The following is a 24,875-nucleotide window of genomic DNA, read 5'->3' as shown; positions in this document are numbered from 1 at the left end:
TTCGTCCGTGGCCAGAATCTGAGAACTCGCGCAGATCCTGCCTCCGTGAAATTGATTACCATGAGCTTGTTCTGTAACGGTGTGTAAAGCACCTATAAAAACAATGCTCTGAAACGGACTTTTTCATGCGCGCCGATTCGCTCTCTTGCCTCTCCTGTGCTCTTCGCTGTTTTCCTCGCGGGGGCTGTCTTGCCCTGCTGTCACTGATCCTGGTTGTCATTGGCGGTTGCAAGACCGAACAGGACGCCGAAGACCCCTACATTCTGGGAACACCGCCGGACGAAGCTTATCTGGGCGTTGACTACGCCTACAATTTTGGCGCTTTCGACAGCGACGATATTCTCGATTATTCACTCACCAATGCACCGTCCTGGCTGGCGCTGGAAGACACCAGCAACAAGGCACGCCAGGGCGTCATCATGCGGGGCGTTCCGGGGCTGACCGGTGGCTCGAGAGGCCGTGATGACCTCGGCACTACGGAGAACATCACTCTGGTTGGCAATGATGGCCGTGCGGCCGGTACACAGCCATTTGACATTGAGGTCCGGGAAAACGTGCTCAGCCTGGCCATCGACGATTTTACCGAGGGAGAGGCGTTCGAGGCGCCGGAGGAACGGGATAATCGGTGTGAGGCTCCGGAGATCGGAGAAATCGGTCGACAGACATATGAGGTGAACGAGTACGACGATGATGGCGCCGTCGTTAAAACCGTTCAACGCACCAGCGCCACCTATCCCGTTCTTGTGCGGGTACTGCTTGATCAGCCTTCTGTCACCCGTGTGTCGGTGGCCTTTGAGCTGGACTCCAGCTTTAATCCACAACGCTGTGACGAGGATATTGATCCCCCTCATCAGCGTTGTGAAAATGGCGCCGCCAACGACAACGAGGCGATCATCGGCAAGGACATTGTTGGTTTGGGGACGCAGAGCGAACCGACCTTACCAGTGCCTTCCTATCTTCAGTATCAGCCAGACGATGATGGGTTCCTGTCCAAGGGGGTGATTACTCTGGAGCCCGGAATCACCGAATGTTACATCCGCCTGGAAGTTATCGAGGACACCGAGGCCGAACCCCTGGAAACCCTGAACATCCGACTGACCGAGGTGCGGTCCGGCCTCGCCGGGCTTGGCAGTTCCAATTCCGGTGTCAGGGAATTACTGCGGATTGCGGACAATGAGCCAACAGTGCGCCTGGAAACCGAGGCCGGCGGTACCCGCGATGCGCTTAATGTCGGCGAAGTTCGCGAGTATGTTGCTTTAATCAGCGGTGAACGAGCCGGTGCTTATAGCGTGAAACTTGGAGAGGATGATGACTCCGATGTGATTCTGGGCGAGGATTTCCTTGTGGAAGTCCGGGACGGGAATGGCGAGTGGGTGGAAGGGGATCTCCTGACCTTTGCCGAGGGCGTTGAGGAAATGCGCTTTCGTATCCGCATTCCCGACGACTACACCAACGGCCAGCTGGAAAACGATCGTTTCCTTCTTTTGGGTCTGGACGAACGTTATCAGTCCGGAAGGGAGAATTTCGCGGCCTCGGCGGATGCGGACAAACTGCGGGTGAACATCAACGAACTGACTTCACCGATTGAGGTGGGCAACAGTGCGGCCTTTGTTCCCACCGACACGGCCTTCGGGCACAACGGTCGTCTTTTCATTGCAGGCTATCGTATCGATGATGGTGACCGTCCCTGGGTGCGTATCGTCACGCAGAAAGGGGAAGTAACGGAGCAGCCGTTGTCAGAGGCCGCTATTGCCCAGGGTGGGGAACCGGTTATCGGTTTTGTCGAACGTAACTTTAAGGAAGGAGATGACGACGTTACCCGCTACGAATTCGTCGTGTCGTTCGGCAGTGAACAGACACCGGACGGTGCCCCTGGCGGCAATGGTGTGGATGTTCATACCTTGCTGTACTTTTTTGACACCGCTCAGGATCCGGACAGTTATGTACCGGTTTGGGGCATCGTGACCGGCACATCCGGTGATGATTTTCCCCGGTGGACCGGGATTGATGAAGACGGTGGTTACGTTGTAAACGCCGGCGAAACCAATGGCCAGTGGACGAACGAAAACGCTGCTGGTGGTGTGGACAGTTTTCTCCAGAGAATTGACACTACCGTTGACGGCAACTCGGTTGTGCCGGTGGTTGCCTGGATACGACAGGTCGGGTCGGCAGGGCATGATGAGTCGGTTGTAGGAGGCAGTACGTCCACCAGCAGTCCGCTGCTGATCGGGGATTCCTCAGGCGCGGTGAGTGGCCAACCCCAACTTGGCGGAAAAGACGCGTTCTTTTATATTGCCTCCAGCGCAGACAGTACAATTAACGTCAGGCAGCGTGGAACCGCTGGCAACGAAGATCTCTCCGGCGGCATCTACGGGACCAACAATGTCTGGTTGGTGGGCCAGAGTACCGGCAACTATAGCGTCGAGTCTGGCGATGGGAACCGCTCACTGAAGCGCCGTCAGATCAACAGCCAGGCCGGGTTTGCATTGTCCTATACGGCGTTGGGAGATGTCACTCGCGCCTTTACGTTCAATGACTTGGATGATGCATCCACTGAGTCTTTACGTGCGGTGCGCACTTACGACCGGGACATTCTGGTTGCAGGAAGTACCAACGGTAATTTCAGCGAAAGCGAGGGAAACAGCCAGACTCAGCCGATCCTGGCGAGAATTTCACTGGAAGAAAACAGCGATGATGACACTGACAGCAGCCGGGAATGGAGAACTCAGTTGCCACTGGTGGGTGCTGAGGGTGAAATAGAACGGCTTGAAAACTACCGCGATGACGAAATAACAGCCCTGGTCAAAATCGTCAGTGGTGCCTCTGAGACCTGGGAGGTTCGGCTGTTTACTGGAGAGGGGCTGCCGTTGCATTAATCGAATGCGGGCGATGTGCCCACTGCTATACGCTACCCTCGTGCCGGCTGGCGTTGGCGTACAACTTCAGGTAATCGGTGCTGGTGACGATACCTGCTGACTGGCCCCTCTCATCAACCACCAGGGCCGCATTCAGTTGGTGAGCGAGCATCAGCCTTGCCAACTGGTGGGCATCGGTCTCGGGCGACGAGGTCAGGAAGGCGGGTAGTTCGATATTCACGAAGCTCGCGCTCATGGCGTTTGCATCGGTTTCGTGGAGCCAGGCTAGCAACCAGCGTAGATCCACAAGCCCTGCTACGTTACCGTCCGCGGTAATCACGAGATGGTTGACGCCGTTTTCATCCATGGCTTCCATCGCGTCAGCAACGCTTGCGGTGGCTGGCAGAGAGTGCAGGGCGGGGGTGCAGATCTGGGATACCGGCAGGTAGGCCCGCCGCTCTTTGGGTTCACCGGACGCTGCGGCACTGTATTCCTCAATGGCACGCTGCCGTCCGGAGCGGGCGGCAAGCTGGAACTCGGCGTCGGTTGCCTCACTGTGCTGAACATCGATATTGTGGGATTCGCTCAGTTCTGTAACGTCACCTACGCGGCGGCCCCGGAATATCTCCGGCAGGCGTGTCCCAACGGGTCTGCCGGGTTCACTGACATGAATGGACATAATGATCTGCTCCGGTTACAACAGGGCCTTCTCCGGTTATCGGCAGACAATTTGATTTCTTCAGGCGCTAATAGTTTCCTGCTCTGTTATTTCCACGCGGTGGCAGCGGCCCGTCGCGACCCGTTTTGCCAGGGATCCGGGGAGGCAGACAGGCTGCCCGGAGAGCCGGTCGGCAAGGTACTCTGCGAGCAGGGGAGCGTAACTCAACCCCTTGCTGCCCAAGCCGGTAAACAGGTTGATGCCTTCCAATGGTTGCCCATAAGCGTCCACTAGTGGACCAGCGACCGGCTGATAATCATGGGTTGTGCATCGAAACCCGACTTTGCCATCGAGTTTCGCCGGATCAACGTCGCCTGAATCCCTGTTTACCGAGCCTGGAACCATCGCATCCAGCATTGAAAGGTTATCCCGGTGGCTTTCGGTGGAAAGGGTTGGCGATGAGTCATGAAGATCGAAGGTGGCACCCGCCAGTGTCATGCCACCGTGGGCGGGATTGAGATACCCTGATCCACATACCACTACATCAGGGCAATTGACCGCCTTCGCAGGCAAGTGGGTTACTTGCCCTCTAATCGCACGAAAACGGAAGCCGCCCTTCAACGGAATCAGGTCCGGTGTCTGATGGCCGGCGCATATCACCACCCGGTCGACCACAACATCCTGCTCGCCGTTACCTGCGATATGCCATTTGCCGTTGCAGGGAGTAAGTCGGTGGACGTCAAACCCAAAACATTGAAAGATCCGCTCGTGCTCTATCAATGCCCGGCAAAGGCCGCCGGGCTCAAGCCATCCACTGCGAGGAAACCAGAGGCCTCCCCGAGTCAGCGGAATGCCGGCAAGCTCAGACGCCTGTTCCGGGCTGATCTGCTGCAATACGGCGCTTGGATAGTCGTTGCGGGCGATGAAGCGGTTCTGACGGTCTTGCTCGCTATCACTGTGCGCCAGTTGAACAAGCCCGGAAGGATGCCAGTGCTCCCCGCCGAACTGTTGATAGTAACGTTGACTGAACAGCAACGATGAGAGACCGAGCTTTGCCTGATCGTTGAACTCAATGCCCAGTTTGACATACAGCGCACCCTGGATATTGCCAGAGGCGGCTGTTCCAGCCTCTTGAGCCTGGTCAATCACCGTGACATGCAATCCCCGCTCCGCCAGATTCCGGGCGAGCAGGCTGCCGGCAACCCCGGCGCCGATGATGGCAATGGATTCAACATCATTCGCGGCTGGTGGTGTTCCGGGGCTGGTGGCATCACCCAGTGTGCCGGTCAACATGTCCCATTTCTGGCCAAATCCGGGTGCTTTTCGCATGGCGAAGCCAGCAGCAATCAGCCGTCTCCGCACCTCGCCAACGGATGTAAAGGTGGCGACCGTCGCGCCGGGCTTGCTGTGGCCCGGCATCGCGTCGATGACTTCACTCGTCCACATGCCCGGATTTTTAGCGGGCGCGAAACCGTCCAGGAACCAGGCATCCGCCTGAAAATCCAGCTCACGCCAGGCATCGGCTACGTCGCCGAAAAACAGGGTCAGCCTGACGTGACCGCCGGCGAGTACCAGGCGATGGGTGCCGGTGATGGGGGCAGGATATTGTTCAAGCAGTTGGTCAGCGTAAACCTTGAGCTCCGGCCACATCGTAAGTGCTCGGGCAAGGTCCTCCGGAGTCAACGGGTGGCGTTCGGCGGAGACGAAATGCAGGCAACCGTGGCGTGGTGTGGCTGTTTCATTCCAGGCTTGCCAGGCTGCGAGGAAATTCAGGCCAGTGCCAAACCCCGTTTCCGCGATGACGAAGGAGGAGGCTGCGGGCAATAAGGAAAAACGTTCGCGAAGCCGGTTCTGGCCGATAAACACGTATCGCGCTTCTTCAAGACCATTCTCGCTGCAGAAGTAAACATCGCCAAAGCGGCGACAGCGGGGCGCGCCATTGCTCCAATCAATGTCGGCGGTTTCAATGGAGGGGAGGCTGAGGTCAGTCACGATCGTTGTATCCGGTCAGTAGGCTTAACGGGCTACTCTGTCGCGGTATCGGTTTGCCGAACCGAAACGCTACGAATAATGACGGGTTCCTGGGGTACATCCGCCATGCCTCGGGATCTCACCGTTTTCTTGCTGGCGATGGCATCCACGACACCCATTCCCCCTGTTACCTTACCAAATACCGCGTAGCCCGGGCCGCGGACACCTGCGTTCAGGAAATCGTTGTCGGTCAGGTTGATAAAAAACTGGGACGTGGCGGAGTCCGGTGAGCTTGTGCGGGCCATGGCGATGGTTCCGCGAAGGTTTTTGGCGGTTGGCCTGGCTTCGTTCCGGATGGGGCTACGGGTCTGCTTCTGGTTTAGATCCTGATCAAAACCGCCGCCCTGGATCATGAAACCTGGAATGACCCTATGGAACAGCGTTCCCTCGTAGAACCCGTTTTTGGCATAGGTAATAAAATTCTCAACGGTCTCGGGAGCGATGTCCGGGCGCAGAGTCACCTCAATGGCACCTTCGCTGGTTTCAATAATCACCTGGGGCAGCTCATTCTGTTGCCCTTCTGCCGCCAGGCAGTTGCCGATACCCAGCATGAAGGTTACAGATAGAGCGATTTGCATCACATAACGAAACGGTTTTACGAAATTTGTCATTCTATAATGGCTCACGTAGTTAGTTCAGGGAATAGTAGGTAGCTTCGGGAATGTTTGCTGCGATACTGTTCCCATGAATCCAGTCTGTTGCAGGATGTTAGCAGATAATACTTGTCAAGTCGGGCATATTCCCTGCGGAGTTCATGACTATCAGCTAACCTTTTATCGCATCAGTGGCATTGATGCACTCTGACCGGGCCAGGTTGTACGGCAATCACTGTGAAGCTATTGGAGGCATACCTTGAAAATCCGTCAGGGCTTCGAAGAAAAATCCCGTCTCGGTCGGTTGCTGATAAACCGGGGATACCTTTCCGAAATTCAGTTGGAAGAGGGCTTGCGCCTACAGCATGAGACCGGTCAGCGGCTCGGCGAGGTGTTTATACAGTCCGGCTGGATTACCGAGCGCGAGTTGCATCGGGTTCTCAAGCACCAATCCCGTTACCGCAACGCGGCTGCACTGGTCACCATGGCGGTATTGCCTTTTCAGCCATTGGTCAGTTTTGCCGCTGGCAGCACCACGAATGATTCACGAGACGTTACGGACGCCGCGCAATTGTACGAGCGTGCCGGTTTGGCGCCGCTTAATGATGACGAGATGGCCGGCGTGTCGGGGCAGGGTGATCAATCCTTGTTGGATCGTATCGCCACGGTATCTGCCATGACCGGAAGTAACGACGGGACAGGAGAGGTTGATCCGGATGTCATCGAAGGCCTGAAACTAACAGCGAACATTTTCGTGCCGGTGCTGAACTTCCTGGATTCTGATCTTACGATATCCGGTGTGCATTATCGGGATGATGTTCCCCGTTACACGGTTCGTGACGATGGCGGACTCACCCTGGCGTTCCCGGAAAGGATCGAACAGATCCGCATGGACAATATACGGGTCAGCGGCAGTCAGGGACCGTCCATGGGGAACATTGCACTCGACAATATCCGCTTCCATCCCGATTCACAGATGACGATCTATACTCGCTGATGGGATGCGTTGGGCTCCGACGTTTGCGGAGCCCAGAAGCCGTCAGGCGCTCGCCAGAACGGTACGGTGTGATACGGCCTTTTGCTCGCCCTGAGCACCGTAGAGGGTCTGGTGCCCGGAAACGCCGCGGAATATATCAGTAAGACGTGAAAGGCGCTTCTGAAGGTGACTGACAACCCGCCCATTATTGCTATTCAACTGGTGACAGGTCTTAAGGCGTTCGTCGGCCTCCCGCCACAAGTCGTAAACATCTGACAGGCCGGCGCTGAGAATAAACCGTGAGGGTGCTCCGTTTTCAGGTCGAAACCCCATCGACACCAGAAGGCGGATTTTGAGTTTGGCCCGTTCACGAATCTGACCCAACAGAGTGTTTTTCTCGCCAGTCAGTGATTCGAGTTTACGGATATCAGATGTGGAAAGGCAGGCTTTTTCCTGCTGCAGGACATCCGCCAGGGATTCGAGTTGACGGATATCCTGAGATAAAAGGTCTTTCAGTTCATCAATTGCGGCCATGATCTACTCACCCGAAAATGCTTTCATCCATCTCAAGCATTTTCTGGGCCAGTTTCTCTGCATCAACCTTGTAGGAGCCGCTTTCAAGGGCAGAGCGGATCTGCTCGATACGGTCATCGTCCATTTCCGGATAACTGCCGAGCTTTTGTTCGAGCTGTTTCAGGTTCTTCGCCTGGCTGCTCAAATTGACATTTTCACCACGGGCGCCTTGCGCCTGGGTCTTTGCCTGCTCAGCTGTAGAGGGCTGAGTGCTCTGGGTAGCGGAAGATTTATCGGCCGTGGTTTTCTGGGTGTTGACCTGGCCTGGGCCTATTCCATTAAAGTCAACTGACATAACGTTACCTGCTTAACTGGTCGGCCGCGTTGGGCGGCTCCAAAATTTCATACCTGTCTATCGGCATGGCCTGACGTTTCTTTAGCGATTTTTGCAAGAGTTAAATGACACTCTTGTCATCTTTCCAAAAAACCGGCAACAGATTGCCGTTTCCGGTGAATCAATGCCGGGAACGAGGTTACATGGGAATCTCGACATGCCCGGGAGCAGTCACACGGGCACGCACGGTGCGGGAGGACGAGAGGTTCTCAACCAGAACCTGTTCTCCAATCCCGGCACTAGCCAGGGCCTTACCCCTTGAGTTTACCGAAAAATTTCCGCTGCGGGCGCTGATGATAACATGGTCTCCGCGTTCGATCGCTGCCGGAGCCAGCACCAAATCCGGTGTAAATACGGTACCGGCGTTCACGCCGCGGCGCATTTCCATGCCCATTAACTGGTCGACATTGGTTATTGCGCCCCGTCGAATCGAATTCACCACCACGTTATCCGACTGTATTGCCGCTTTTGTCAGTCGTTCGCCGCGCCCCAGGGGGCGGGCGGCGACCATGGCTTCACCGGTTATCGTGACGGATACCGGAAGGAACATGCGCCAGGGGCGCTCGCCCTCGCAGGAAACCAGTAGCGAGGGTTGGGTGGTTCTCCAGGGGTCGCCGCTGAACGATACGCTGAGTGGGGTATCACAGGTTGCGAGCGAGAGGCGTGCGTCGAGTTGGCCAGTATCGTGGGAAACCGTAAAGCCTTCGTTTGCCTGAGCCTCTGAAAATGCCTCCAGAAATTGTTCCGCGCTGCTTTGAATTTGTTCGGCCGTGGTCGTGGAGGCCATTGCCGGGCCGGCTGTTACGGCGAATAACAATATGATGGCGAAATTGGTAATGCGCATACGCGGCAGTTTGTCCTATGCTGTCATTAACCGGGTAAAGCCCCGAGTTCAGGAATATCCTAATGATTTCCGGATTCGGCCGTTAAGCCTATCGAGTGAGTCAATAAACCGGCACATAGCCGGTTCCACGCGACTTTCTAGAATAACGCAGCAAGATGCGTGCCGGCAGCAAGACGTTTCGAGTGGGAGATATAAACGATGGCAGGGGTATTGGACAGTGTAAATCAGCGCACCCAGCTGGTGGGCCAGAATCGTCTGGAGCTTCTGTTATTTCGCCTTCGTGGCCGGCAGATGTACGGCATCAACGTCTTCAAGGTCAAGGAAGTGTTGCAGTGCCCCAGGCTGTCGTCGTTGCCGAACAGTCGCCCTATGGTTCGGGGCGTGGCCCATATTCGTGGCGAGACCATCCCTATCATTGACCTTGGTATGTCAATCCGGCTTCCCGGTATTCCCAAGGAAGAGATGGCCACCAGCTTCGTGATCATTACTGAGTACAACCGAAAAACCCAGGGTTTCCTGGTGGCTGGTGTCGACCGCATCGTGAATATGAACTGGGAAGACATCCTGCCGCCACCCAAGGGGGCGGGCAAAGACGTTTACCTGACAGCGGTAACGCACTTTGAAGACAAGCTGATTGAGATTATCGATGTTGAAAAGATCCTGTCTGAAGTGTCGCCGTTTGAGGAAGATGTCACCGAAGACGTTCGCAACCGCAGTTCAGAGCGGGTGCCCGGTCATCTGCCAGTGCTTGTCGTGGATGATTCCGCAGTGGCCCGACGTCAGATCGAGCGTTGCCTCACGGCTATCGGTATGGAAGTGGTGACAAAAAATGATGGCAAGCAGGCCTTGGATTACCTAAAAGAAGTTACGGCAGATGGCTCTCGCGCCATCGATCACCTGTGTTTGATCATATCCGATGTCGAAATGCCGGAAATGGACGGGTACACTCTGGTCACCAAGTGTAAAAATGAGCCTGCAATCAAGGATGTATTTATCATGCTGCACACGTCCCTGAGTGGCGTGTTCAACAAGGCGATGGTGCAGAAGGTAGGCGCTGACGATTTTATGGCTAAGTTCAGCCCCGATGAGTTGGCTGAAAGGGTCATGGAGATTGTTGACCGCGAGCAGTGACGCTCCTCCGTTACTCCCGACTCACTCGATAATGAGATCCAATGAAAGCTGAAATAACGCCACAGGAATACGAGGCCTTTAAATCATTCCTGCAGGATGCGTGTGGCATTTTGCTCGGGGAGAACAAGCAGTATCTGGTAAAAAGCCGTTTACGGCGGATCATGGAAGAGAACAAGCTAAGTACCCTGGGTGATCTGCTGGATCGCGTGAAGCGAACCGGACGTAGCAGTTTGAAGGAAGTCGTGATCGACGCGATGACGACGAATGAAACCCTCTGGTTTCGGGACAATCACCCGTTCCGCATCCTGCAGGAAAAGCTGCTGCCGGAATTCGGCGACAGAAAATCAGCGCAGTCACTTCGTATCTGGTCTGCAGCCTGTTCGACAGGCCAGGAGCCCTATTCGGTAGCGATGATTATTGAAGAATTTCGTCGCCAGCGGCCGGGTAGGCTGCGGGATGTGAAGATCACCGCCACCGACATCTCCAAAAGCGTTCTAGAGGTTGCGCGCCGTGGCGAGTACGAAATGATCGCCATTGGCCGGGGCCTGTCACCCGAGCGGCAAAAGCAGTTTTTCACTCCCGCCATGAATGGCAGTTGGCAGATCCGACCGCAAATCAAGAGCATGGTGGAATTCAGGGAGCTGAACCTGCTTGAACGCTACATGCTCGGGAAGTTTGACATTGTTATGTGCCGGAACGTACTGATCTACTTTTCGGCAGAGCTTAAAAAGGACATCCTGACCCGTATCCATGCCACTCTCAATCCCGGTGGTTACCTGATACTGGGAGCATCGGAATCGCTGAACGGGTTGCCTCATCTCTACGAAATGGTGCAGTGCCACCCTGGGATCATCTACCGCAAGAAATAGGCCCACCCAATGCCGATCAATGTATGGATACTGGTCGCCGCCCAGGCGCTTGCCATGTGTACAGCGCCTTTCATCGTCTTTATCGGAAGCATTCACGGACGTCTTCTGGCGCCATCACCTGAGTGGGCAACCTTGCCCGTGGGCCTTGTGGTAGTTGGAACGGTCCTGGCTATAAAGCCTGCTACGTGGCTGATGGAACGCCTGGGGCGCAAGCCGGTTATGTTGCTTGGCACGCTGGCGGGTGTGGTGTCCGGGTTGTTCGGTGCGCTGGCAGCCTGGAGTGCGAGTTTCCCGTTCTTGTGCGCTGCGGCGGTTGTGGGCGGAACCGGGCTGGCGGTGGTTCACCAATACCGCTTTGCGGCCATGGAGTCGGTAGCGCCCGAGATGGCTGGCTCCGCAGCAGCCAGGGTGCTTCTAGGCGGCCTAGTAGCGGCGTGGCTGGGGCCGGAAATTGCGCTTTTGGGCGGTGGAGGTCAAGCCGAGTACCCTTTCATGGGGGGATGGCTTGCACTGAGTGTCGTGCAGGTGGTTGCCATGGTCGTATTGGTTTTCGGGTACCGCGCCAGCGGGGAGCGAGTACGGGAAGCCTTGGGGGAGGGCGGTCGCCCGATGTCTGACATCCTGAGGCAACCGGTCATTTGGGCGGCGATCAGTTCCGCGGCCATCGGTTATGCCCTCATGAGCTTTATCATGACGGCAACACCACTGAGTATGACGGAAGTGGCCGACCACCCGCTTGAAGATGCCAAGTGGGTCATTCAGATTCACATCATGGCCATGTATTTGCCGTCGCTGATCAGTGGCTGGTTCATTCGTGTGGTGGGTATTCCAAGGATGATGGGCCTGGGATTGCTGGCCTATCTGGGGTGTGTGGCCCTGGCGTTCAGCGGTATCAGCTTTCACCACTACCTGTTTGCACTCATCCTGTTGGGGGTAGGCTGGAACTTCCTGTTCGTCGGCGGCACCACGCTATTACCGCAGGGATATCGCGATGAGGAGCGGTTCCGTGTTCAGGGGCTCAACGACCTGATGGTATTCGGCTCGCAGGCGACAGCTGCACTGAGTGCTGGTGCGGTATTGGCGGCGTTTGACTGGAATGGATTGTTGCTGATTGCCATACCGTTCCTGGTGTTACACGGTGTCTTGATGGCCGTTTGGCTGATGAGCCGGCCCCAGAATAGGGGCCGGCATCCCGCTTGAATGTTTATACCAGGTTGTAGACGAAGACGATGGCTACAGCAACGGGTGTGAAGTAACGCAGTACGCGATACCAGAGCGAGAATGTGCCCGCTGACATGCCCAGTTCGCTTTCCAGCGCCTGTCGAGACATTGTCCAGCCGACAAACACGGCGACCAGCAGTCCGCCCAGGGGCAACAGGATATTAGCGGTCAGGAAGTCCAGAAGGTCGAAGATGGTTTTGCCTTCGAACATCGCAAACATGCCCAGCGGTGTCACGTCCGACCACAGGTTTAGCGAAAGCACGGAGGCCACACCCAATAACCAGCACACGATGCCTGCCCCGACGGTACTCACCGTGCGGTTCATACCTTTCTGTTCCTCAAGCCATTCAACAATCGGCTCCAGCAGGGAAATGCCGGATGTCCAGGCGGCAAAGATCAGCAACACGAAGAACAGGGTACCGAAGAGGCTGCCCATGGGCATTTGGCCGAACGCCAGTGGCAGGGTTTGGAAAATCAGGCCGGGGCCGGCGCCTGGCTCAAGGCCGTTGGCGAATACGATCGGGAAGATAGCCAGCCCGGCCAACAAGGCCACGGCGGTATCCATGATCGAGACGGTCACGGAGGTTTTGGCGATGGAGATGTTTTTGGGCAGATAGGAGCCGTAGGCCATCATGACACCCATGCCGAGGCTGAGCGTGAAAAACGCGTGGCCCAGGGCAACCAAAACGCCCGAAGTGGTGAGCTTTGAGAAGTCAGGCTGGAACAGGAAGGCGACGGCCTGACCAAAGTGGCCAGTGGTCATCGCATAGCCCACGACAATCAGCAGGAGCACGAACAGGGCTGGCATCAGAATACTGACAGCGCGTTCAAGCCCGGAACGTACGCCTCGTGCAACCACAATCATGACCAACGCCATGAACAGGGTGTGCCACAGAAGCAGCTTCATCGGGTCGCCCAACAGGCCGGAGAAGATGGCACCTATGGACTCTGCCGACTGGCCAGCCAACTGGCCCGTGGCGGCGGTGCCCACATAGGAAATCGCCCATCCGCCGATCACAGAATAGAACGATAGAATCAGGAACCCCGCCAGAACCCCGACGGCAGCCACCCAGCGCCAGGCGGGTTTCAGGCCTTCCTGGCTGGTTATGGCCCGCATGCTGTTGACGGGGCTGAGACCACCACGGCGACCGACTAGTACTTCAGCCATCATGATCGGAAGACCCACCGCCGCAATGCACAGCAGATAAACCAGAACAAAGGCACCACCGCCGTTTTCACCGGTGATGTAGGGGAATTTCCAGATATTACCCAGGCCCACCGCTGAGCCTGTTGCGGCAAGTATGAATGCCAGGCGCGAAGACCACAGCCCACGCTTCGCTGTCGCCTGGCCCATGGCACCGCCTTCAGCGGATGAAGAAGCATTACTCATTGTATTCTCCTGCTTACTGTTTTTGTTTTCGGGGGAGTGAGTGGCGGCGGTTTAGCCGCCATCAACGGGATTTATGCCGGAATCGCTCCTCTGCGAGTTGATCGGCGATCTGCCCGGTGGGCAGGCCATCGCGATCCGAGCGCTGGAAGATCTCCTCCAGGGTATTGGCTATGGAATCAACGTGTTTGCGGACGGCCTGGGGGTCGGGGCCCTTGCGCTCGTAACACACGTCGATAATGCCGCCAGCGTTGATTACAAAGTCTGGGGCATAGAGCACTCCACGTTCGAACAGGGCCTGGTCATGAGCCGGGGTAGCCAACTGATTGTTAGCGGCGCCGGCCACGATGGTGGCCTGTAGCTTACGAATGGAGTGATCATTCAGGACGGCGCCCATGGCGCAGGGCGCAACCACGTCTACCGGCAGGTAGAGGATTTCGTCGGCGGTAGCCGGGGTGGCGCCCAACTCTGCCACTGCGCGATCCATCTGATCCTGGTGGACGTCGTAGACCCAAAGCTTCGCGCCTGCTTCTTTGAGGTGTCGGGCCAGGCGGTAACCAACGTTGCCAATGCCCTGTACCGCCACATTCAACCCCTCCAGGTCGCTGCGGCCGAGCTTGTGTTTAACGGCAGCATTAATGCCCACGAAGGTGCCCCAGGCGGTAGCGGGAGAGGGGTCGCCGTTGCTGGGCCTGCCATCAAAACCCGGGCGTTCGCTGATACCAGCCACATTGGATGTTTTGCGGCCCATAACCTGGAGGTCGGCTACGCTGGTGCCCGAATCCTCGGCAGCGATATAAAGTCCGCCGAGCTGTTCCAGGAAGCGGCCCATGGATTCGAGCAAGGCTTCGGTTTTGTGCTGGCGTGGATCGCCGATGATGACGGACTTGCCGCCGCCGAGATCAAGGTTGGCCAGTGCCGACTTGTAGGTCATTCCTCGTGACAGGCGGAGCACGTCTGTCAGAGCCTCGTCGTCGCTGGCGTAGGGATACATGCGGCATCCGCCTAGAGCGGGTCCACGAGAGGTATTGTGTACGGCGATAATGGCGCGCAGCCCGGTCTCCGGATCGCAGCAAAACGTCAGATGTTCGTGGTGGTCGAATTCAGGATGGGTAAATACAGTCATTGTTTGGATTCCTTTTGCTCCGGGTTGTTCTTGCACAGGGGGTCGCCCTTAGTTACGGAGGCCGGCGGGTAGATTGCGGGCGCTACCGAAACTCAATCGCTATCGGGTGTTGGACGCGATTAGCTGCCGGTCGGATTTGGTGATTGCACGAATGTGGGAAGTCGTAAAAGATCCGGCCGGAGCGATCGGGATGCACAAAACGTCAGAGAAAGGAAAGGAGCTGTAGGGTGTTGCAGGGTGTGGGCGCATGGGCCCATGCTCAGGGACTGTTTTACCAGTGACATGCTGAAATCCTCTTCCACCAGGCCGGATCACGGCTTCCGTGGTCAATATTGTTGTTGTGCCCCGGCAGATAGGCCGGTTGGCATGATTTCATGTGTTGATACCCTTTTGGGGCTCAACGAGAGAAGACTAGATAGCTTTTACATCGTCGTCAATGGTTGAAATTCATGCATTTTTTGGTGATTTTGAAAATTCCAGCGGTAACAGGCAGATACATCTACTTTACGTAAACGTAAATATTTGGGGCGCCCCAATTCAGCAAGAGTTTCCCTAATGTGTCTCACTGGAACCCTGATGTAATTCCAGTGACAGCATTGGTGATATTCGCTTCGTCACTTGATCAGTTTCTGAACTTCCCGGAAACGTGGGTGCTCGCAGTCCCGCATCCACTCAAAAGCCACCATCTCAAGCGTTACGATAACGGCCCCGGCCTGCTGCATTCGTTCCAGGGCAGCATCCCGGTCGTTGTCATGGCGTGAGCCGGTCGCGTTTTCCACCACCCATACACGAAAACCCGCAGCGAGGAGGGATAGGGCGGTTTGCAACAGGCATACATGCGCTTCGCAACCGCCAATAACCACCTGTTTCCGGTTATCGGCAATGGCCTCCACCAGCCCTCCACCGCAGGCATCAAAGTGAGTCTTGGACAAGGTTTGATCAGCGAGAGCACTGATCTGTTCGTCGTTGTGTCCAAGCTTCTCCGGGATCTGTTCCGTGGCAATCACCGGCACATCAAGCAGCTTGGCAATCTGCGCAAGTCTAACGCTCTCTGCCAGCATTAAATTTCCGTGGCTGATGACAGGCATGAGTTTTTTCTGGAGGTCAATCAGTACCAGCGTGGATTCGTCGGCTTTCATCATCATAACGGGTCGCCTCCGGACAGTGTCTAGGGAATCGGCTATCTTGGCCATTATCGCATAGACGGCCATCATGTTTCTGTGGGCATCGAGGTTGGTCGGAAAAGGATTTGAAAATTGGAGTTGCCAAACCGGGATAAAACCATTAGAGTTTGCGCCCTCAAATGAGCGACAACGTTGCTGATTTGGAACGGATTATTTAAAGAGTATTGGAGAGGTGGCCGAGTGGCTGAAGGCGCACGCCTGGAAAGTGTGTATACGTTAATAGCGTATCGAGGGTTCGAATCCCTCCCTCTCCGCCAATACAAAACCCCAGCAGAGATGCTGGGGTTTTTTATTGCATGTCACTTAAGCCACCCCTGCCGTCCGCAACACAAACACCCCCGCCGTAACCGTTACACTGGCCATTAACGTGGTCAAAGCCACGATATTGGCTGCCAGGCGGTCGTTGCCGCCCAGCGCCTTGACCATGACAAAACTGGCGGCGGCTGTCGGGCTGGCGAAGAACAGGAACATCAGCCCAAGTTCGCGCCCTTCAAACCCGGCCAGCCAGGCAGCGAACGTACACAATACCGGTAACGTCACCATCTTCATCACACTGGCACTGATCGCCAGCTTGCGATCGGTACGCATGGCGCTCAAGGAGAGCGTGCCGCCAATGCACATCAGCGCCAGGGGCAAGGTAAGTGAGGCGAAATAGTCACCGCTGGTCATCAGCCAGTTCGGCAGTTGTAACCCGGACCAGGCGAAGGGAACGGCGATGACCACCGCCAGAATGAGCGGGTTGCGCCCGATATCACCGAGAATGCGCCCCCAGCTGGCCGTCTGGCCCGGCTGGTAGGCTGTCAGGACAACCACAGAGAGCGCATTGTAGGAAATAATGACCACGCCCAGGAGAAGACCCCCGGCGGAAAGCCCAAAGTCGCCATAGAGGCTGGCCGCCAGGGCGAGGCCCACAATACCGCAGTTGCCCCTGAAAGCGCCCTGCACATACACACCCCGGTCAATCGCTGGTGCGGCACGTATGGCCCAAAGCCAGCAGAAGAGGAAGCTGGCGAGGGTGGCGGCTACGAAGAATCCAAGCAGTGCGGGGTTGAGGGTGGTATCCAGGTCCGCGCGTACAATACTGAGGAATACCAGGGTTGGCAGAGTCGCGCGGAAGACCAGTGCCGACGCCGTGTTAATAAAGTTGGTATCGATCCAGCCGAGCCGCCTGAGACCAAGGCCGATAAACACCATGGCGAATACCGGCAGCGTGGTCTCAAGGGTGTGAAGAAATGTTCCGAGTAGTGTCATCCAGCCGGTGGTTACCGAACTCCAAAGTTAGTGAACTCACCGGTTGCAGAGTCTTCGGTGGTGTTGATTTTGTCGACGATTGCCGAGGGAGGGCCGTCCCGGCACCACTGTCTGAGCGAAACCAGTGACGCCGGTGAGCCCTCTGCAACAATTTCTACGCGGCCATCCGGCAGGTTTCTGGCGTAGCCGGTAACACCCAGGCTGTTGGCCATGTCGGCCGCGGAGGCGCGATAGCAGACGCCCTGGACCTTGCCGCTGATCAGCATTGTGAGTCTCTGGTGGCTCATTGCGTGATCCCTCCTGACATAGAGTGGCTTTTTACAGTTTGCGCCATACCAGCAGTCGATTGTTGGCAGGCATTTCGAAATCGCTTTCAAGCCCGAACCGAACTCGGCCCGCCAGTTCCAGCATGTCATCCATGTTCCTGATGCCCATGTGCGGGGCCTGACTCCGCAGGTGGTGATCGAACTGTCGATTGCTGTCGCTGGTAAATTGCCCCTCATAATTAAACGGCCCATAGAGGCAGAACAGGCCGCCGGCAATGAGGCGTTTAGCCAGCCCGGCGAACATTGCCTCTACCTCTTCCCACGACATGATGTGAGCCGTGTTGGCGGAATAGGCGCCATCAATGGTGTCTACCGGCCAGCTTCCCAGGGAAACGTCCAGTTCTAGAGGTGGGCGAATATTGGCAAGGTCAGCCTCCTGGATCCAGCCGAGGGAATGATCGGCGCCTCCAGGCCGATCACTGGGCTGCCACGTCAGGTGGGGGAGCTCTGCTGCAAAATAAACAGCGTGTTGCCCCGTTCCCGTTCCAATTTCCAATATGGTGGCCGGCTCGGTGAACACCGTTTTGATGCATTCCAGTATTGGTTGCCTGTTATTTACACAGGCCTGTGAGAAAGGCTTGCTGTGGACCATCGTTTACGCCTATTCGGAATCAGTGCCAACCTAAAGAATATCGCGCTGGGCGCAATGGGTAAAAGAATGAGCGTAGGGGATTTCCCGCGTATTCGACATTCGATGATGGTCTATCGGAGGCTTTCCGACTGGAAAATGGCGCCATTCGCGACATAAAAGTGTCACAAAACAGGCATAAGCTCCATTGGACGATACCCCCAGTGGAGATACCATGCTCAGAACTGTCCGCAGCCGTATTCTGTTCTTTTCCTTTCTATCGGTGTTTGCTTTGGCCGCATTGGCGGCCCTGTCATCGAGCATTATGACCCGTGCGGAGTCCGCTTCAGAGGCATTGGTTCGGGAAAGTCTTATGGAGTCGTGGCTGCTGGAAGATCTTGAACAGGACCATCGCCGGCTGCAGGACCTCGCCTACAAGATCAAGGCGCAGCTGATGCTCTGGGATGAAATCGATGCGGAATTCCAGGCATTGACCGAGGTGCTGCCGGAGCACTGGCGTGCTATCGAGGACAATGCCGGGCTGAGCGAGTGGGCGACGGATAATCGAGCGTTGTTCGAGAGCGTGCTGGCGCTCATCGAATCCATGAGACCGGGTATCGAAGGACGGAGCTACTATCGAGTAGGGCAAGTGGTGGATTTTGACTTGTTCCCGGCCCTCGGCCCGATGCTCACGGCGATCAACAACCGTAAGGAAGCCAGCCGCAACATCATTGAAGTTCGTAGTCAGGACCTGCTGGCCTTTCTGGATGCCCAGAAAATCTGGCTGTTGGCGGGCTCTGCTGTATTCCTGATGTCTGTGGTCTTGATGACGCTCTGGCTTCGGCGCTCAGTGATTGGCCGCCTGCAGTTGCTGGAGTCCGGCCTCCGGGAAATGGACGAGACCTCAGATCTTTCCCGGCGCCCGGTTATTACCGGACACGATGAAGTGGCTGGTGTGACGCGCGCGCTGGTAGGGTTGGTTAGCCGGTTTGAGCTCTTTATCGGAGAAGTGAGAACGGCTGCCCACAGCATCAATGACCGGTCCACATCGTTGGACTCTCAGGCAGAGGACGTCCAGGCGTCCACTGATACTACCCGCCGGCAGATTCATGATGTCAGCCAGTCAATGGCGGCCATTGCGAACCAGGCGTCGGCCATTGATTTAGCCACCGAGAACTCAGCCACTACGGTTCGAGATGCCGTGGCGGCCAATGCGGTGGTTCAGGAAGGGCTCAGAAACAGTGAGCAGGCAGCTGAACACACGGTGGAGGTAATTGGCCGGGTGTCCCTATCTATCCAGGCATTGAGTGAATCCTCGGGCAAAATCGAGAGCGTGATCGGCGTCATTGCCGATATCGCGGAGCAGACCAATTTGCTGGCATTGAATGCAGCGATTGAAGCGGCCCGTGCCGGCGAACACGGTCGGGGATTTGCCGTGGTGGCAGACGAAGTGCGCACCCTGTCGAAGCGTACGTCGGACTCCACCAGGGAAATTCGCCAATGGGTGACCGACCTGGTAACCGGGGTTTCCGGCGTTGAGGACCTGCTGGACGAAATGCGCGATGCCGGTGGCATGAACCGGCGGAACCTTGATGCCCTGAAAGACCACCTGGAGCGTCTTGCGAGTCAGTTCACGGAGCTGGAGCTTCGCAGTGCTGAAATTGGGGATGCGGTTGCGGTTCAGAGGGAAGAGATTGACCGTGTCGGGCGGCGGTCAAGGGCGCTTGATGACAGTTCGGGTTCCCTGATCACCAGTGTTGATAACACCCGCCAGATCAGTGAATACCTGAGACAGGAATCGGTCACCATGCGTCAACTGATTTCCCGGTTTAAGGCAGCCTGACCGAGCGGTCAACGCCAAGTGGTGAAAAAAAGCCTGATAATCGGTCTTCTACAGCCTCGCCAAACCCATTACCATGGCTGCTTTGAGGTGGAGTTGAAAATGACCGACGAAGCAGGCCACGAGCCCCAGCCGGACCCACGTGAAGAGAAATTCGTAGTGGATGTGGGGCTGCTTTCAGAGGACCAGCTTGACGGGCTGGTTGACGAATACTGCACTCGGTACCACGGCCTGAACGACACTGAGAACCCCATGGCAGAGCGTGAGCGGGTAAAATCGGCGGCTCGGCGGGGGGATCTGGTGGTCTGGTTCGATCCGGTAGAGAATACCGCAAGCCTGGGCGTGCCCCGCTGATGATTGTGTCCTGAGCAGTGGGTCCCGGTATTGATGGATGCATCTACCGTCGGGAACCCTTAACCGGTACAATTCGTAAATTCCCATAAAAGCCGCGTGCGAGGTGAGTTTTGATCAGGGTATTGGTTGTAGACGACCATGAACTGGTCAGGTCCGGTATTACCCGGATGCTGGCGGACAACCCCGATATTGAAGTCATCGGCGAAGCATCTTCAGGCGAGGATGCTATTGATTCTGTGCGTAAAGACAGCCCGGATATCGTGTTGATGGACATCCGCATGCCTGGTATCGGGGGGCTGGAAGCGACACGGCGAATCCTGCGCATTGACGACGCTGTGCGGGTGATCGTGGTGACTGCCTGTGCTGATGACCCCTATCCAACGAGGGTGATGCAGGCCGGCGCATCGGCTTATATCACCAAGGGCGCCGACATCAAGGAAATGGTGCGTGCCATCCGCATGGCGCATTCCGGGCAGCGTTACATCAGCCCGGAAATTGCCCAGAAAATGGCGCTCAAGCAGCTTGGAGGCGGCGATGCGAGGGACGAAGACGGCGAGCTATCCCTGTTTGACCGTTTGTCCGAGCGCGAAATGCAGATTGCCATGATGGTGGTGGACTGCCAGAAAGTGCAGGACATTTCCGACAAGCTTTGCCTCAGCCCAAAAACTGTAAACAGTTACCGCTACCGCATTTTCGAGAAGCTGGAAATTTCCAGTGACGTTGAGTTGGCGCTGATGGCGGTCAGGCTCGGGTTGCTCGATGCCGACAAGGTCTGACGCACCGGCTGATTCTGCCGAGGCAGGGAACAACAGGGAGTTCGACACCAATAGCTTCCTGAAACAGTTGACCGAGCGGCCCGGCGTTTACCGCATGTACGACGCCGCTGGCAATGTGCTGTATGTGGGTAAGGCCCGGAACCTCAAGAAACGGGTGACCAGCTACTTCCGCAAGTCCGGCCTGGCGCCCAAGACCGAAGCCCTGGTCTCCCGAATTGACTCCATCGAAGTCACCATCACCAGCAGTGAAACCGAAGCGCTGCTGCTTGAACAGAACCTGATCAAATCCCTGCGGCCGCCTTACAATATCCTGCTGCGGGATGATAAATCCTATCCCTATATCTACCTTTCCTCACACGACGATTATCCCTCCCTGACGTTTCGCAGGGGGCGCACGAAGAAAGGCGGTGGTACCTGGTATGGACCATTTCCGAGCTCTGGAGCGGTCAAGGAAAGTCTTAACATTCTACAAAAGATTTTCCGTATAAGATCCTGTAGTGAAAGCTATTTCAGAAACAGAACCCGACCTTGCCTGCAGTATCAGATCAACCGTTGCACGGCACCCTGTGTCGACTATATTTCCCCCGAGGATTATCGGGAGGACATGCGCCACGCCACCATGTTCCTCGAAGGCAAGAACCCCGCGATCCTGCAGGATCTGATGGCGGCCATGGAAACCGCGGCGAAGAATCTGGAATTTGAGAAAGCCGGTGCCTACCGCGACCAGATAAATCACCTGCGGCACGTTCAGGAGCAGCAAAGCGTGGACGGCGAAGGGGGTGATGCTGATGTGGTTGCCATTGCTCAAGATGCCGGTGTGGTGTGCATCGTGGTGATCATCGTACGCGGTGGGCGCGTGCTCGGTACCAAGGACTATTTTCCGCGATACAGTATTGAGCAGTCAGAAGCTGAGTTGTTAAGTGCTTTTCTGGGGCAGTATTATTTCGGCGGTAGCACCCGCCGGGAAATTCCACCGGACATCCTGGTGCCGGTGGACGTCGACGGCCAGGAACTGCTGTCCCAGGCGCTGACAGAATCCGCCGGTCGTGACACCCGGGTACGCAAGAACGTGCGCGGGGAGCGTCGGCGCTGGCTGGATCTGGCAATGACCAATGCCCGCCAGACACTGCTGACCCACCTGGCCAGCAAGGAAACGGTCTATCGCCGCCTGCTGGCCCTGCGTGACCTGCTGGATCTGACGGAAACGCCGTCACGCATGGAGTGCTTTGACATCAGTCATAGCCATGGTGAAAACACAGTCGCATCCTGCGTGGTTTTCGACGAGAATGGGCCGCTGAAAAGCGACTACCGGCTCTACAATATCGAGGGTGTCACTGGCGGCGATGACTACGGAGCCATGCGCCAGGTTCTGACGCGCCGATATAAACGCATGGTGGCAGGTGAGGGCAAACGCCCGGACCTGGTGTTCATCGACGGTGGTAAGGGCCAGTTGAACATTGCCCGGGAAGTGTTTGATGAGCTTGGTGTTACGGACATTCCGCTGATTGGTGTTGCCAAGGGTGTCACCCGGCGTGCGGGCATGGAACAGTTGATTGATGCCATGACCGGTGATCTCTATCGGGTTCCCGCGGACTCACCGGCACTGCACCTGATCCAGCATATTCGTGACGAATCGCACCGTTTCGCCATCACAGGCCATCGCGCTCGACGTGACAAGAAACGCCGGCAATCCACCCTTGAAGGAATCGAGGGTGTAGGGCCCAAGCGCCGCCGCGATCTGATACGTTATTTTGGCGGAATCCAGGAGCTACGCAAGGCCAGTATCGACGAAATGTCCAAGGTTCAGGGAATCAGCAGGAACCTGGCAGAAACCATCTACGCAGTACTGCATGACGAGTAGGGATAGCATGAATTTACCGAACATTCTCACCCTTTCCCGGATTCTGATGATCCCGGTTTTCGTGATTATCTACTACCTGCCGGCGCAGTGGAGCTATCTTGTCAGCGCCGGCCTGTTTGCGCTGGCGGCGGCAACGGACTGGCTGGATGGTTACCTGGCCCGGAAACTGAACCAGAGCACACCTTTCGGCGCCTTTCTGGACCCTGTTGCTGACAAACTCATGGTGGCTGTAGCACTGACTGTGCTGATTGAAGCCCACGCGAGTTTCATTCTGACAATTCCCGCCACGGTAATTATTGGGCGGGAAATCGTGATTTCAGCGCTGAGGGAGTGGATGGCGGAAATTGGCAGCCGCGCAAGTGTGGCGGTTTCCTACATTGGCAAGATCAAGACAACGGCGCAGATGGTGGCCATTATCATGCTGCTGGCGTTCCCTCCCGGTGTCGTCTGGGCCCAGGCCGGCACGGTGCTGTTGTACGTGGCGGCGGTACTGACATTCTGGTCAATGATTCTCTATCTCAAGGCCGCCTGGCCGGACCTTTTCCCGGACAAGCACCAGGGTTGACGGGCTAAGGGCGCTGCTCAGCCGTCCATCGGATTACCTCTTGGGCCAGCGCGTTGCTGGCCTCGCCAAACGCCTCCACGATTGCCTCCACTTGCTCCCCTCTCGCCGGATGCCGGTACTCAAAGCGTTTGCTGGCAAGGGTATTGCGGGTGCGCTCGTCGATGAGATGCAGGTCCAGTCTTATTAGCGCTACTGGCATGCCGTCCTGATACTCACTCTGGAACGCACTGAGTTCACCGGCCATGGTCAGATCACTACGGGCAGGGCTGGTCCCGGTAATAATGCCAGCGAAGCGGCCATCCCGTCGAAAGGCGTCGATCAGTTGGTCCCGAACCAGAATAGGGGACTTGTTGCTCCAGCGCGCGCCCTGATAGGCCTTTATTTCGTTGCCCTCCGGTTTCACCAGGATTCGCGAGCTATCAACAGGGCCTTCGGCAAGGGGCGTTACGAACCGGAGGGTCGTGCTGAACGGTTTGTCGCCAGTGATGGATTCCTCAACCGTGGAAGCGGGTAACTGGAATAACCGATTGGCCGGTCGATCCGGGAACAGGGTGCAAGCGGATAACATGGCTGCGACGGTTACACAGAGCAGTGCCCGTAATGCTATCAGTGTCATGGATTGAACTCCTGTATCGGTTCGCGGCCCAGCAGAAGGCCGGCCGGGTCGTCTTCCAGGCGGTGGATAAGGCTATCCATGTTTTGCAGAGTTGATCTCAGTTCCCGCATGGCTGGCGCCAGTTCACCGATGCCCTGCATTCCCTGGTCGAGGGAGCCCTCGTTTCGGGCGGTGAGCGCTTCCAGCCGCGCAGTAGCGGTTTCCAGTGAGTCCATGGCGCTTTGCGCAGTGGTCATCAACTGGCGGCCTTCCTTATCGAGCAGATTGTTTGCTGTGTTGCCAAATCGACGGAAGGTCTCCAGCGTGGCCCTGGTTTGTACGCTGAGTTGATCGAAACTCGTTACCAGATTGCTCAGTTCGCTGCGTTGATCCATCAATCCTGACGACACGGCCTCGATGTTCTTGAGGCTACGGGTGAGGTTTCGGGAGTTTTCCTCAGACACCATGGCATTTGCGTTGGAAAGGAATTGATCGAGCTTGGCAAACAGCTCCTCACTGGAAGCCATCAGGGTAGTAAAGGCCGATGGCTCGGCCGGAATGGTCGGTGGGGATTCGCGGTTTCCCGTTAGCTTTCGGCTTCCAGGGGTGCCGCCCTTCAGTTCAACGTTCATGCTGCCGGTAATGTTCGTCAACGCCAGGCCTGCCCGGGTGTCTTCCTTGATGGGCACATCGTCGTAGACCCGAATGAGCGCCCTGACGTTGCGAGGGTCACTCGGGTCGAGGCTCAGTTCGGCCACATCGCCCACCTCAATGCCGCTGTATTTGACCGGACTGCCTTCAGAGAGCCCGCTGACGCCCCGGTCGAAAATGATTTCGTACCAGGCATAGTCGCGGTCGTTGCCCGCCTGGCCCAGCCACAAGGCGAACGCGAGGGTGCCGGCAAGCGCGACCAGTGTGAACAGCCCAATCAGGACGTGATGTGCTCTGGGTTCCATA

General features: G+C 56.6%; 24 protein-coding genes and 1 tRNA gene. 11 read left to right on the top strand and 14 right to left on the bottom strand.

Annotation, left to right across the window (positions count from 1 at the left end; translation table 11 throughout):
* Positions 1 to 125 precede the first annotated feature (125 nt).
* The gene (locus SIC19_RS00370) at positions 126 to 2,876 is read left to right on the top strand and encodes a hypothetical protein (RefSeq protein ID WP_127401145.1); all 2,751 of its coding nucleotides are present in this window, start codon (positions 126 to 128) and stop codon (positions 2,874 to 2,876) included.
* 25 nt (positions 2,877 to 2,901) lie between these two features.
* Here SIC19_RS00370 and SIC19_RS00365 read toward each other — a convergent pair whose 3' ends face one another.
* From SIC19_RS00365 to SIC19_RS00355, 3 genes are read right to left on the bottom strand one after another with little or no spacing between them, the layout of a single operon-like run.
* A complete protein-coding gene (locus SIC19_RS00365) occupies positions 2,902 to 3,534 on the bottom strand; it encodes an HPP family protein (RefSeq protein WP_127401147.1) in 633 nt (210 codons plus the stop codon).
* A 60-nt stretch (positions 3,535 to 3,594) separates the two neighbouring features.
* The gene (gene mnmC / locus SIC19_RS00360) at positions 3,595 to 5,508 is read right to left on the bottom strand and encodes a bifunctional tRNA (5-methylaminomethyl-2-thiouridine)(34)-methyltransferase MnmD/FAD-dependent 5-carboxymethylaminomethyl-2-thiouridine(34) oxidoreductase MnmC (protein ID WP_127401148.1); all 1,914 of its coding nucleotides are present in this window, start codon (positions 5,506 to 5,508) and stop codon (positions 3,595 to 3,597) included.
* A gap of 29 nt (positions 5,509 to 5,537) precedes the next feature.
* Complete coding sequence (locus tag SIC19_RS00355; RefSeq protein WP_091642083.1) at positions 5,538 to 6,155, bottom strand: peptidylprolyl isomerase; 618 nt, start codon at positions 6,153 to 6,155, stop codon at positions 5,538 to 5,540.
* 241 nt (positions 6,156 to 6,396) lie between these two features.
* Between SIC19_RS00355 and SIC19_RS00350 the strand changes: the two genes are divergently transcribed.
* A complete protein-coding gene (locus SIC19_RS00350) occupies positions 6,397 to 7,134 on the top strand; it encodes a hypothetical protein (protein WP_036208013.1) in 738 nt (245 codons plus the stop codon).
* A 42-nt stretch (positions 7,135 to 7,176) separates the two neighbouring features.
* Here the strand turns inward: SIC19_RS00350 and SIC19_RS00345 are convergent, their stop codons facing one another.
* The 3 genes from SIC19_RS00345 to flgA all read right to left on the bottom strand — a co-directional run bounded on the left by SIC19_RS00345 (position 7,177) and on the right by flgA (position 8,864).
* The gene (locus SIC19_RS00345; protein ID WP_036208010.1) at positions 7,177 to 7,647 is read right to left on the bottom strand and encodes a flagella synthesis protein FlgN; all 471 of its coding nucleotides are present in this window, start codon (positions 7,645 to 7,647) and stop codon (positions 7,177 to 7,179) included.
* Between the two features lie 7 nt (positions 7,648 to 7,654).
* A complete protein-coding gene (flgM, locus tag SIC19_RS00340) occupies positions 7,655 to 7,981 on the bottom strand; it encodes a flagellar biosynthesis anti-sigma factor FlgM (protein WP_036208006.1) in 327 nt (108 codons plus the stop codon).
* A gap of 178 nt (positions 7,982 to 8,159) precedes the next feature.
* Positions 8,160 to 8,864, bottom strand: a complete 705-nt coding sequence (gene flgA, locus SIC19_RS00335) for a flagellar basal body P-ring formation chaperone FlgA (RefSeq protein ID WP_091642089.1) — start codon at positions 8,862 to 8,864, stop codon at positions 8,160 to 8,162.
* A gap of 198 nt (positions 8,865 to 9,062) precedes the next feature.
* Between flgA and SIC19_RS00330 the strand changes: the two genes are divergently transcribed.
* The 3 genes from SIC19_RS00330 to SIC19_RS00320 are packed head-to-tail and all read left to right on the top strand — an operon-like array spanning position 9,063 to position 12,064.
* On the top strand, positions 9,063 to 9,995 hold the full coding sequence (locus SIC19_RS00330) for a chemotaxis protein CheV (protein WP_127401150.1): 933 nt from the start codon (positions 9,063 to 9,065) through the stop codon (positions 9,993 to 9,995).
* 41 nt (positions 9,996 to 10,036) lie between these two features.
* Positions 10,037 to 10,864, top strand: a complete 828-nt coding sequence (locus SIC19_RS00325; protein WP_127401152.1) for a CheR family methyltransferase — start codon at positions 10,037 to 10,039, stop codon at positions 10,862 to 10,864.
* A gap of 9 nt (positions 10,865 to 10,873) precedes the next feature.
* Positions 10,874 to 12,064: an MFS transporter gene (locus tag SIC19_RS00320; RefSeq protein WP_127401154.1), complete on the top strand. Its 1,191-nt coding sequence runs from the start codon at positions 10,874 to 10,876 to the stop codon at positions 12,062 to 12,064.
* 4 nt (positions 12,065 to 12,068) lie between these two features.
* On the opposite strand, the gene SIC19_RS00315 is transcribed toward SIC19_RS00320, so the two are convergent.
* The 3 genes from SIC19_RS00315 to SIC19_RS00305 form a co-directional block, all read right to left on the bottom strand.
* On the bottom strand, positions 12,069 to 13,475 hold the full coding sequence (locus tag SIC19_RS00315; protein ID WP_036207990.1) for a sodium-dependent transporter: 1,407 nt from the start codon (positions 13,473 to 13,475) through the stop codon (positions 12,069 to 12,071).
* Between the two features lie 61 nt (positions 13,476 to 13,536).
* Complete coding sequence (locus tag SIC19_RS00310; protein ID WP_075196818.1) at positions 13,537 to 14,598, bottom strand: Glu/Leu/Phe/Val family dehydrogenase; 1,062 nt, start codon at positions 14,596 to 14,598, stop codon at positions 13,537 to 13,539.
* A gap of 614 nt (positions 14,599 to 15,212) precedes the next feature.
* On the bottom strand, positions 15,213 to 15,743 hold the full coding sequence (locus SIC19_RS00305) for an isochorismatase family protein (RefSeq protein ID WP_036207985.1): 531 nt from the start codon (positions 15,741 to 15,743) through the stop codon (positions 15,213 to 15,215).
* 205 nt (positions 15,744 to 15,948) lie between these two features.
* On the opposite strand from SIC19_RS00305, the gene SIC19_RS00300 reads away from it, so the two are divergent.
* Positions 15,949 to 16,039 (top strand) — tRNA-Ser (locus SIC19_RS00300).
* A 46-nt stretch (positions 16,040 to 16,085) separates the two neighbouring features.
* Here SIC19_RS00300 and SIC19_RS00295 read toward each other — a convergent pair.
* From SIC19_RS00295 to SIC19_RS00285, 3 genes are read right to left on the bottom strand one after another with little or no spacing between them, the layout of a single operon-like run.
* Positions 16,086 to 17,033 (bottom strand): AEC family transporter, encoded by a 948-nt coding sequence (locus SIC19_RS00295; RefSeq protein ID WP_127401156.1) that lies wholly within the window; start codon positions 17,031 to 17,033, stop codon positions 16,086 to 16,088.
* An 11-nt stretch (positions 17,034 to 17,044) separates the two neighbouring features.
* Positions 17,045 to 17,320 (bottom strand): acylphosphatase, encoded by a 276-nt coding sequence (locus SIC19_RS00290; RefSeq protein WP_036207982.1) that lies wholly within the window; start codon positions 17,318 to 17,320, stop codon positions 17,045 to 17,047.
* A 31-nt stretch (positions 17,321 to 17,351) separates the two neighbouring features.
* On the bottom strand, positions 17,352 to 17,951 hold the full coding sequence (locus SIC19_RS00285; protein ID WP_126812824.1) for a DUF938 domain-containing protein: 600 nt from the start codon (positions 17,949 to 17,951) through the stop codon (positions 17,352 to 17,354).
* A gap of 211 nt (positions 17,952 to 18,162) precedes the next feature.
* On the opposite strand from SIC19_RS00285, the gene SIC19_RS00280 reads away from it, so the two are divergent.
* The 5 genes from SIC19_RS00280 to pgsA all read left to right on the top strand — a co-directional run bounded on the left by SIC19_RS00280 (position 18,163) and on the right by pgsA (position 23,323).
* Entirely contained in the window at positions 18,163 to 19,770 is a 1,608-nt protein-coding gene (locus tag SIC19_RS00280; RefSeq protein WP_036207976.1) for a methyl-accepting chemotaxis protein, read from the top strand.
* A 99-nt stretch (positions 19,771 to 19,869) separates the two neighbouring features.
* The gene (locus SIC19_RS00275) at positions 19,870 to 20,121 is read left to right on the top strand and encodes a hypothetical protein (RefSeq protein WP_036208476.1); all 252 of its coding nucleotides are present in this window, start codon (positions 19,870 to 19,872) and stop codon (positions 20,119 to 20,121) included.
* A 110-nt stretch (positions 20,122 to 20,231) separates the two neighbouring features.
* Entirely contained in the window at positions 20,232 to 20,897 is a 666-nt protein-coding gene (gene uvrY, locus SIC19_RS00270; RefSeq protein WP_036207973.1) for a UvrY/SirA/GacA family response regulator transcription factor, read from the top strand.
* Complete coding sequence (gene uvrC / locus SIC19_RS00265) at positions 20,881 to 22,758, top strand: excinuclease ABC subunit UvrC (protein ID WP_127401158.1); 1,878 nt, start codon at positions 20,881 to 20,883, stop codon at positions 22,756 to 22,758. The genes uvrY and uvrC overlap by 17 nt, the downstream gene beginning before the upstream one ends.
* A gap of 7 nt (positions 22,759 to 22,765) precedes the next feature.
* Positions 22,766 to 23,323 carry a CDP-diacylglycerol--glycerol-3-phosphate 3-phosphatidyltransferase gene (gene pgsA / locus SIC19_RS00260; protein ID WP_127401160.1) on the top strand — a complete coding sequence of 186 codons (558 nt, stop codon included), beginning with the start codon at positions 22,766 to 22,768 and terminating at the stop codon, positions 23,321 to 23,323.
* Positions 23,324 to 23,327: 4 nt separating this feature from the next.
* On the opposite strand, the gene SIC19_RS00255 is transcribed toward pgsA, so the two are convergent.
* The gene (locus SIC19_RS00255; RefSeq protein ID WP_127401162.1) at positions 23,328 to 23,939 is read right to left on the bottom strand and encodes an ABC-type transport auxiliary lipoprotein family protein; all 612 of its coding nucleotides are present in this window, start codon (positions 23,937 to 23,939) and stop codon (positions 23,328 to 23,330) included.
* Positions 23,936 to 24,874 (bottom strand): MlaD family protein, encoded by a 939-nt coding sequence (locus SIC19_RS00250; protein WP_127401164.1) that lies wholly within the window; start codon positions 24,872 to 24,874, stop codon positions 23,936 to 23,938. Before SIC19_RS00250 ends, SIC19_RS00255 begins: the two co-directional genes overlap by 4 nt.
* Position 24,875 lies beyond the last annotated feature (1 nt).

It is taken from the genome of Marinobacter sp. MIT930201, assembly GCF_047122665.1.
Classification (GTDB): Bacteria; Pseudomonadota; Gammaproteobacteria; order Pseudomonadales; family Oleiphilaceae; genus Marinobacter; species Marinobacter salarius.
The sequence above is the reverse complement of the archived record's forward strand: the minus strand, read 5'-3'. Positions and strand labels throughout refer to the sequence as shown.

Coding starts and splice junctions, on each gene's coding strand:
- SIC19_RS00255 (WP_127401162.1), bottom strand. CDS start 23,939: ATGACACTGATAGCATTACGGGCACTGCTCTGTGTAACCGTCGCAGCC.
- SIC19_RS00305 (WP_036207985.1), bottom strand. CDS start 15,743: ATGATGATGAAAGCCGACGAATCCACGCTGGTACTGATTGACCTCCAG.
- SIC19_RS00275 (WP_036208476.1), top strand. CDS start 19,870: ATGACCGACGAAGCAGGCCACGAGCCCCAGCCGGACCCACGTGAAGAG.
- SIC19_RS00315 (WP_036207990.1), bottom strand. CDS start 13,475: ATGAGTAATGCTTCTTCATCCGCTGAAGGCGGTGCCATGGGCCAGGCG.
- SIC19_RS00330 (WP_127401150.1), top strand. CDS start 9,063: ATGGCAGGGGTATTGGACAGTGTAAATCAGCGCACCCAGCTGGTGGGC.
- SIC19_RS00355 (WP_091642083.1), bottom strand. CDS start 6,155: ATGACAAATTTCGTAAAACCGTTTCGTTATGTGATGCAAATCGCTCTA.
- SIC19_RS00285 (WP_126812824.1), bottom strand. CDS start 17,951: ATGGTCCACAGCAAGCCTTTCTCACAGGCCTGTGTAAATAACAGGCAA.
- SIC19_RS00320 (WP_127401154.1), top strand. CDS start 10,874: ATGCCGATCAATGTATGGATACTGGTCGCCGCCCAGGCGCTTGCCATG.
- SIC19_RS00280 (WP_036207976.1), top strand. CDS start 18,163: ATGCTCAGAACTGTCCGCAGCCGTATTCTGTTCTTTTCCTTTCTATCG.
- flgM (WP_036208006.1), bottom strand. CDS start 7,981: ATGTCAGTTGACTTTAATGGAATAGGCCCAGGCCAGGTCAACACCCAG.
- SIC19_RS00295 (WP_127401156.1), bottom strand. CDS start 17,033: ATGACACTACTCGGAACATTTCTTCACACCCTTGAGACCACGCTGCCG.
- flgA (WP_091642089.1), bottom strand. CDS start 8,864: ATGCGCATTACCAATTTCGCCATCATATTGTTATTCGCCGTAACAGCC.
- SIC19_RS00310 (WP_075196818.1), bottom strand. CDS start 14,598: ATGACTGTATTTACCCATCCTGAATTCGACCACCACGAACATCTGACG.
- pgsA (WP_127401160.1), top strand. CDS start 22,766: ATGAATTTACCGAACATTCTCACCCTTTCCCGGATTCTGATGATCCCG.
- SIC19_RS00325 (WP_127401152.1), top strand. CDS start 10,037: ATGAAAGCTGAAATAACGCCACAGGAATACGAGGCCTTTAAATCATTC.
- SIC19_RS00365 (WP_127401147.1), bottom strand. CDS start 3,534: ATGTCCATTCATGTCAGTGAACCCGGCAGACCCGTTGGGACACGCCTG.
- SIC19_RS00370 (WP_127401145.1), top strand. CDS start 126: ATGCGCGCCGATTCGCTCTCTTGCCTCTCCTGTGCTCTTCGCTGTTTT.
- SIC19_RS00290 (WP_036207982.1), bottom strand. CDS start 17,320: ATGAGCCACCAGAGACTCACAATGCTGATCAGCGGCAAGGTCCAGGGC.
- uvrC (WP_127401158.1), top strand. CDS start 20,881: ATGCCGACAAGGTCTGACGCACCGGCTGATTCTGCCGAGGCAGGGAAC.
- SIC19_RS00250 (WP_127401164.1), bottom strand. CDS start 24,874: ATGGAACCCAGAGCACATCACGTCCTGATTGGGCTGTTCACACTGGTC.
- SIC19_RS00345 (WP_036208010.1), bottom strand. CDS start 7,647: ATGGCCGCAATTGATGAACTGAAAGACCTTTTATCTCAGGATATCCGT.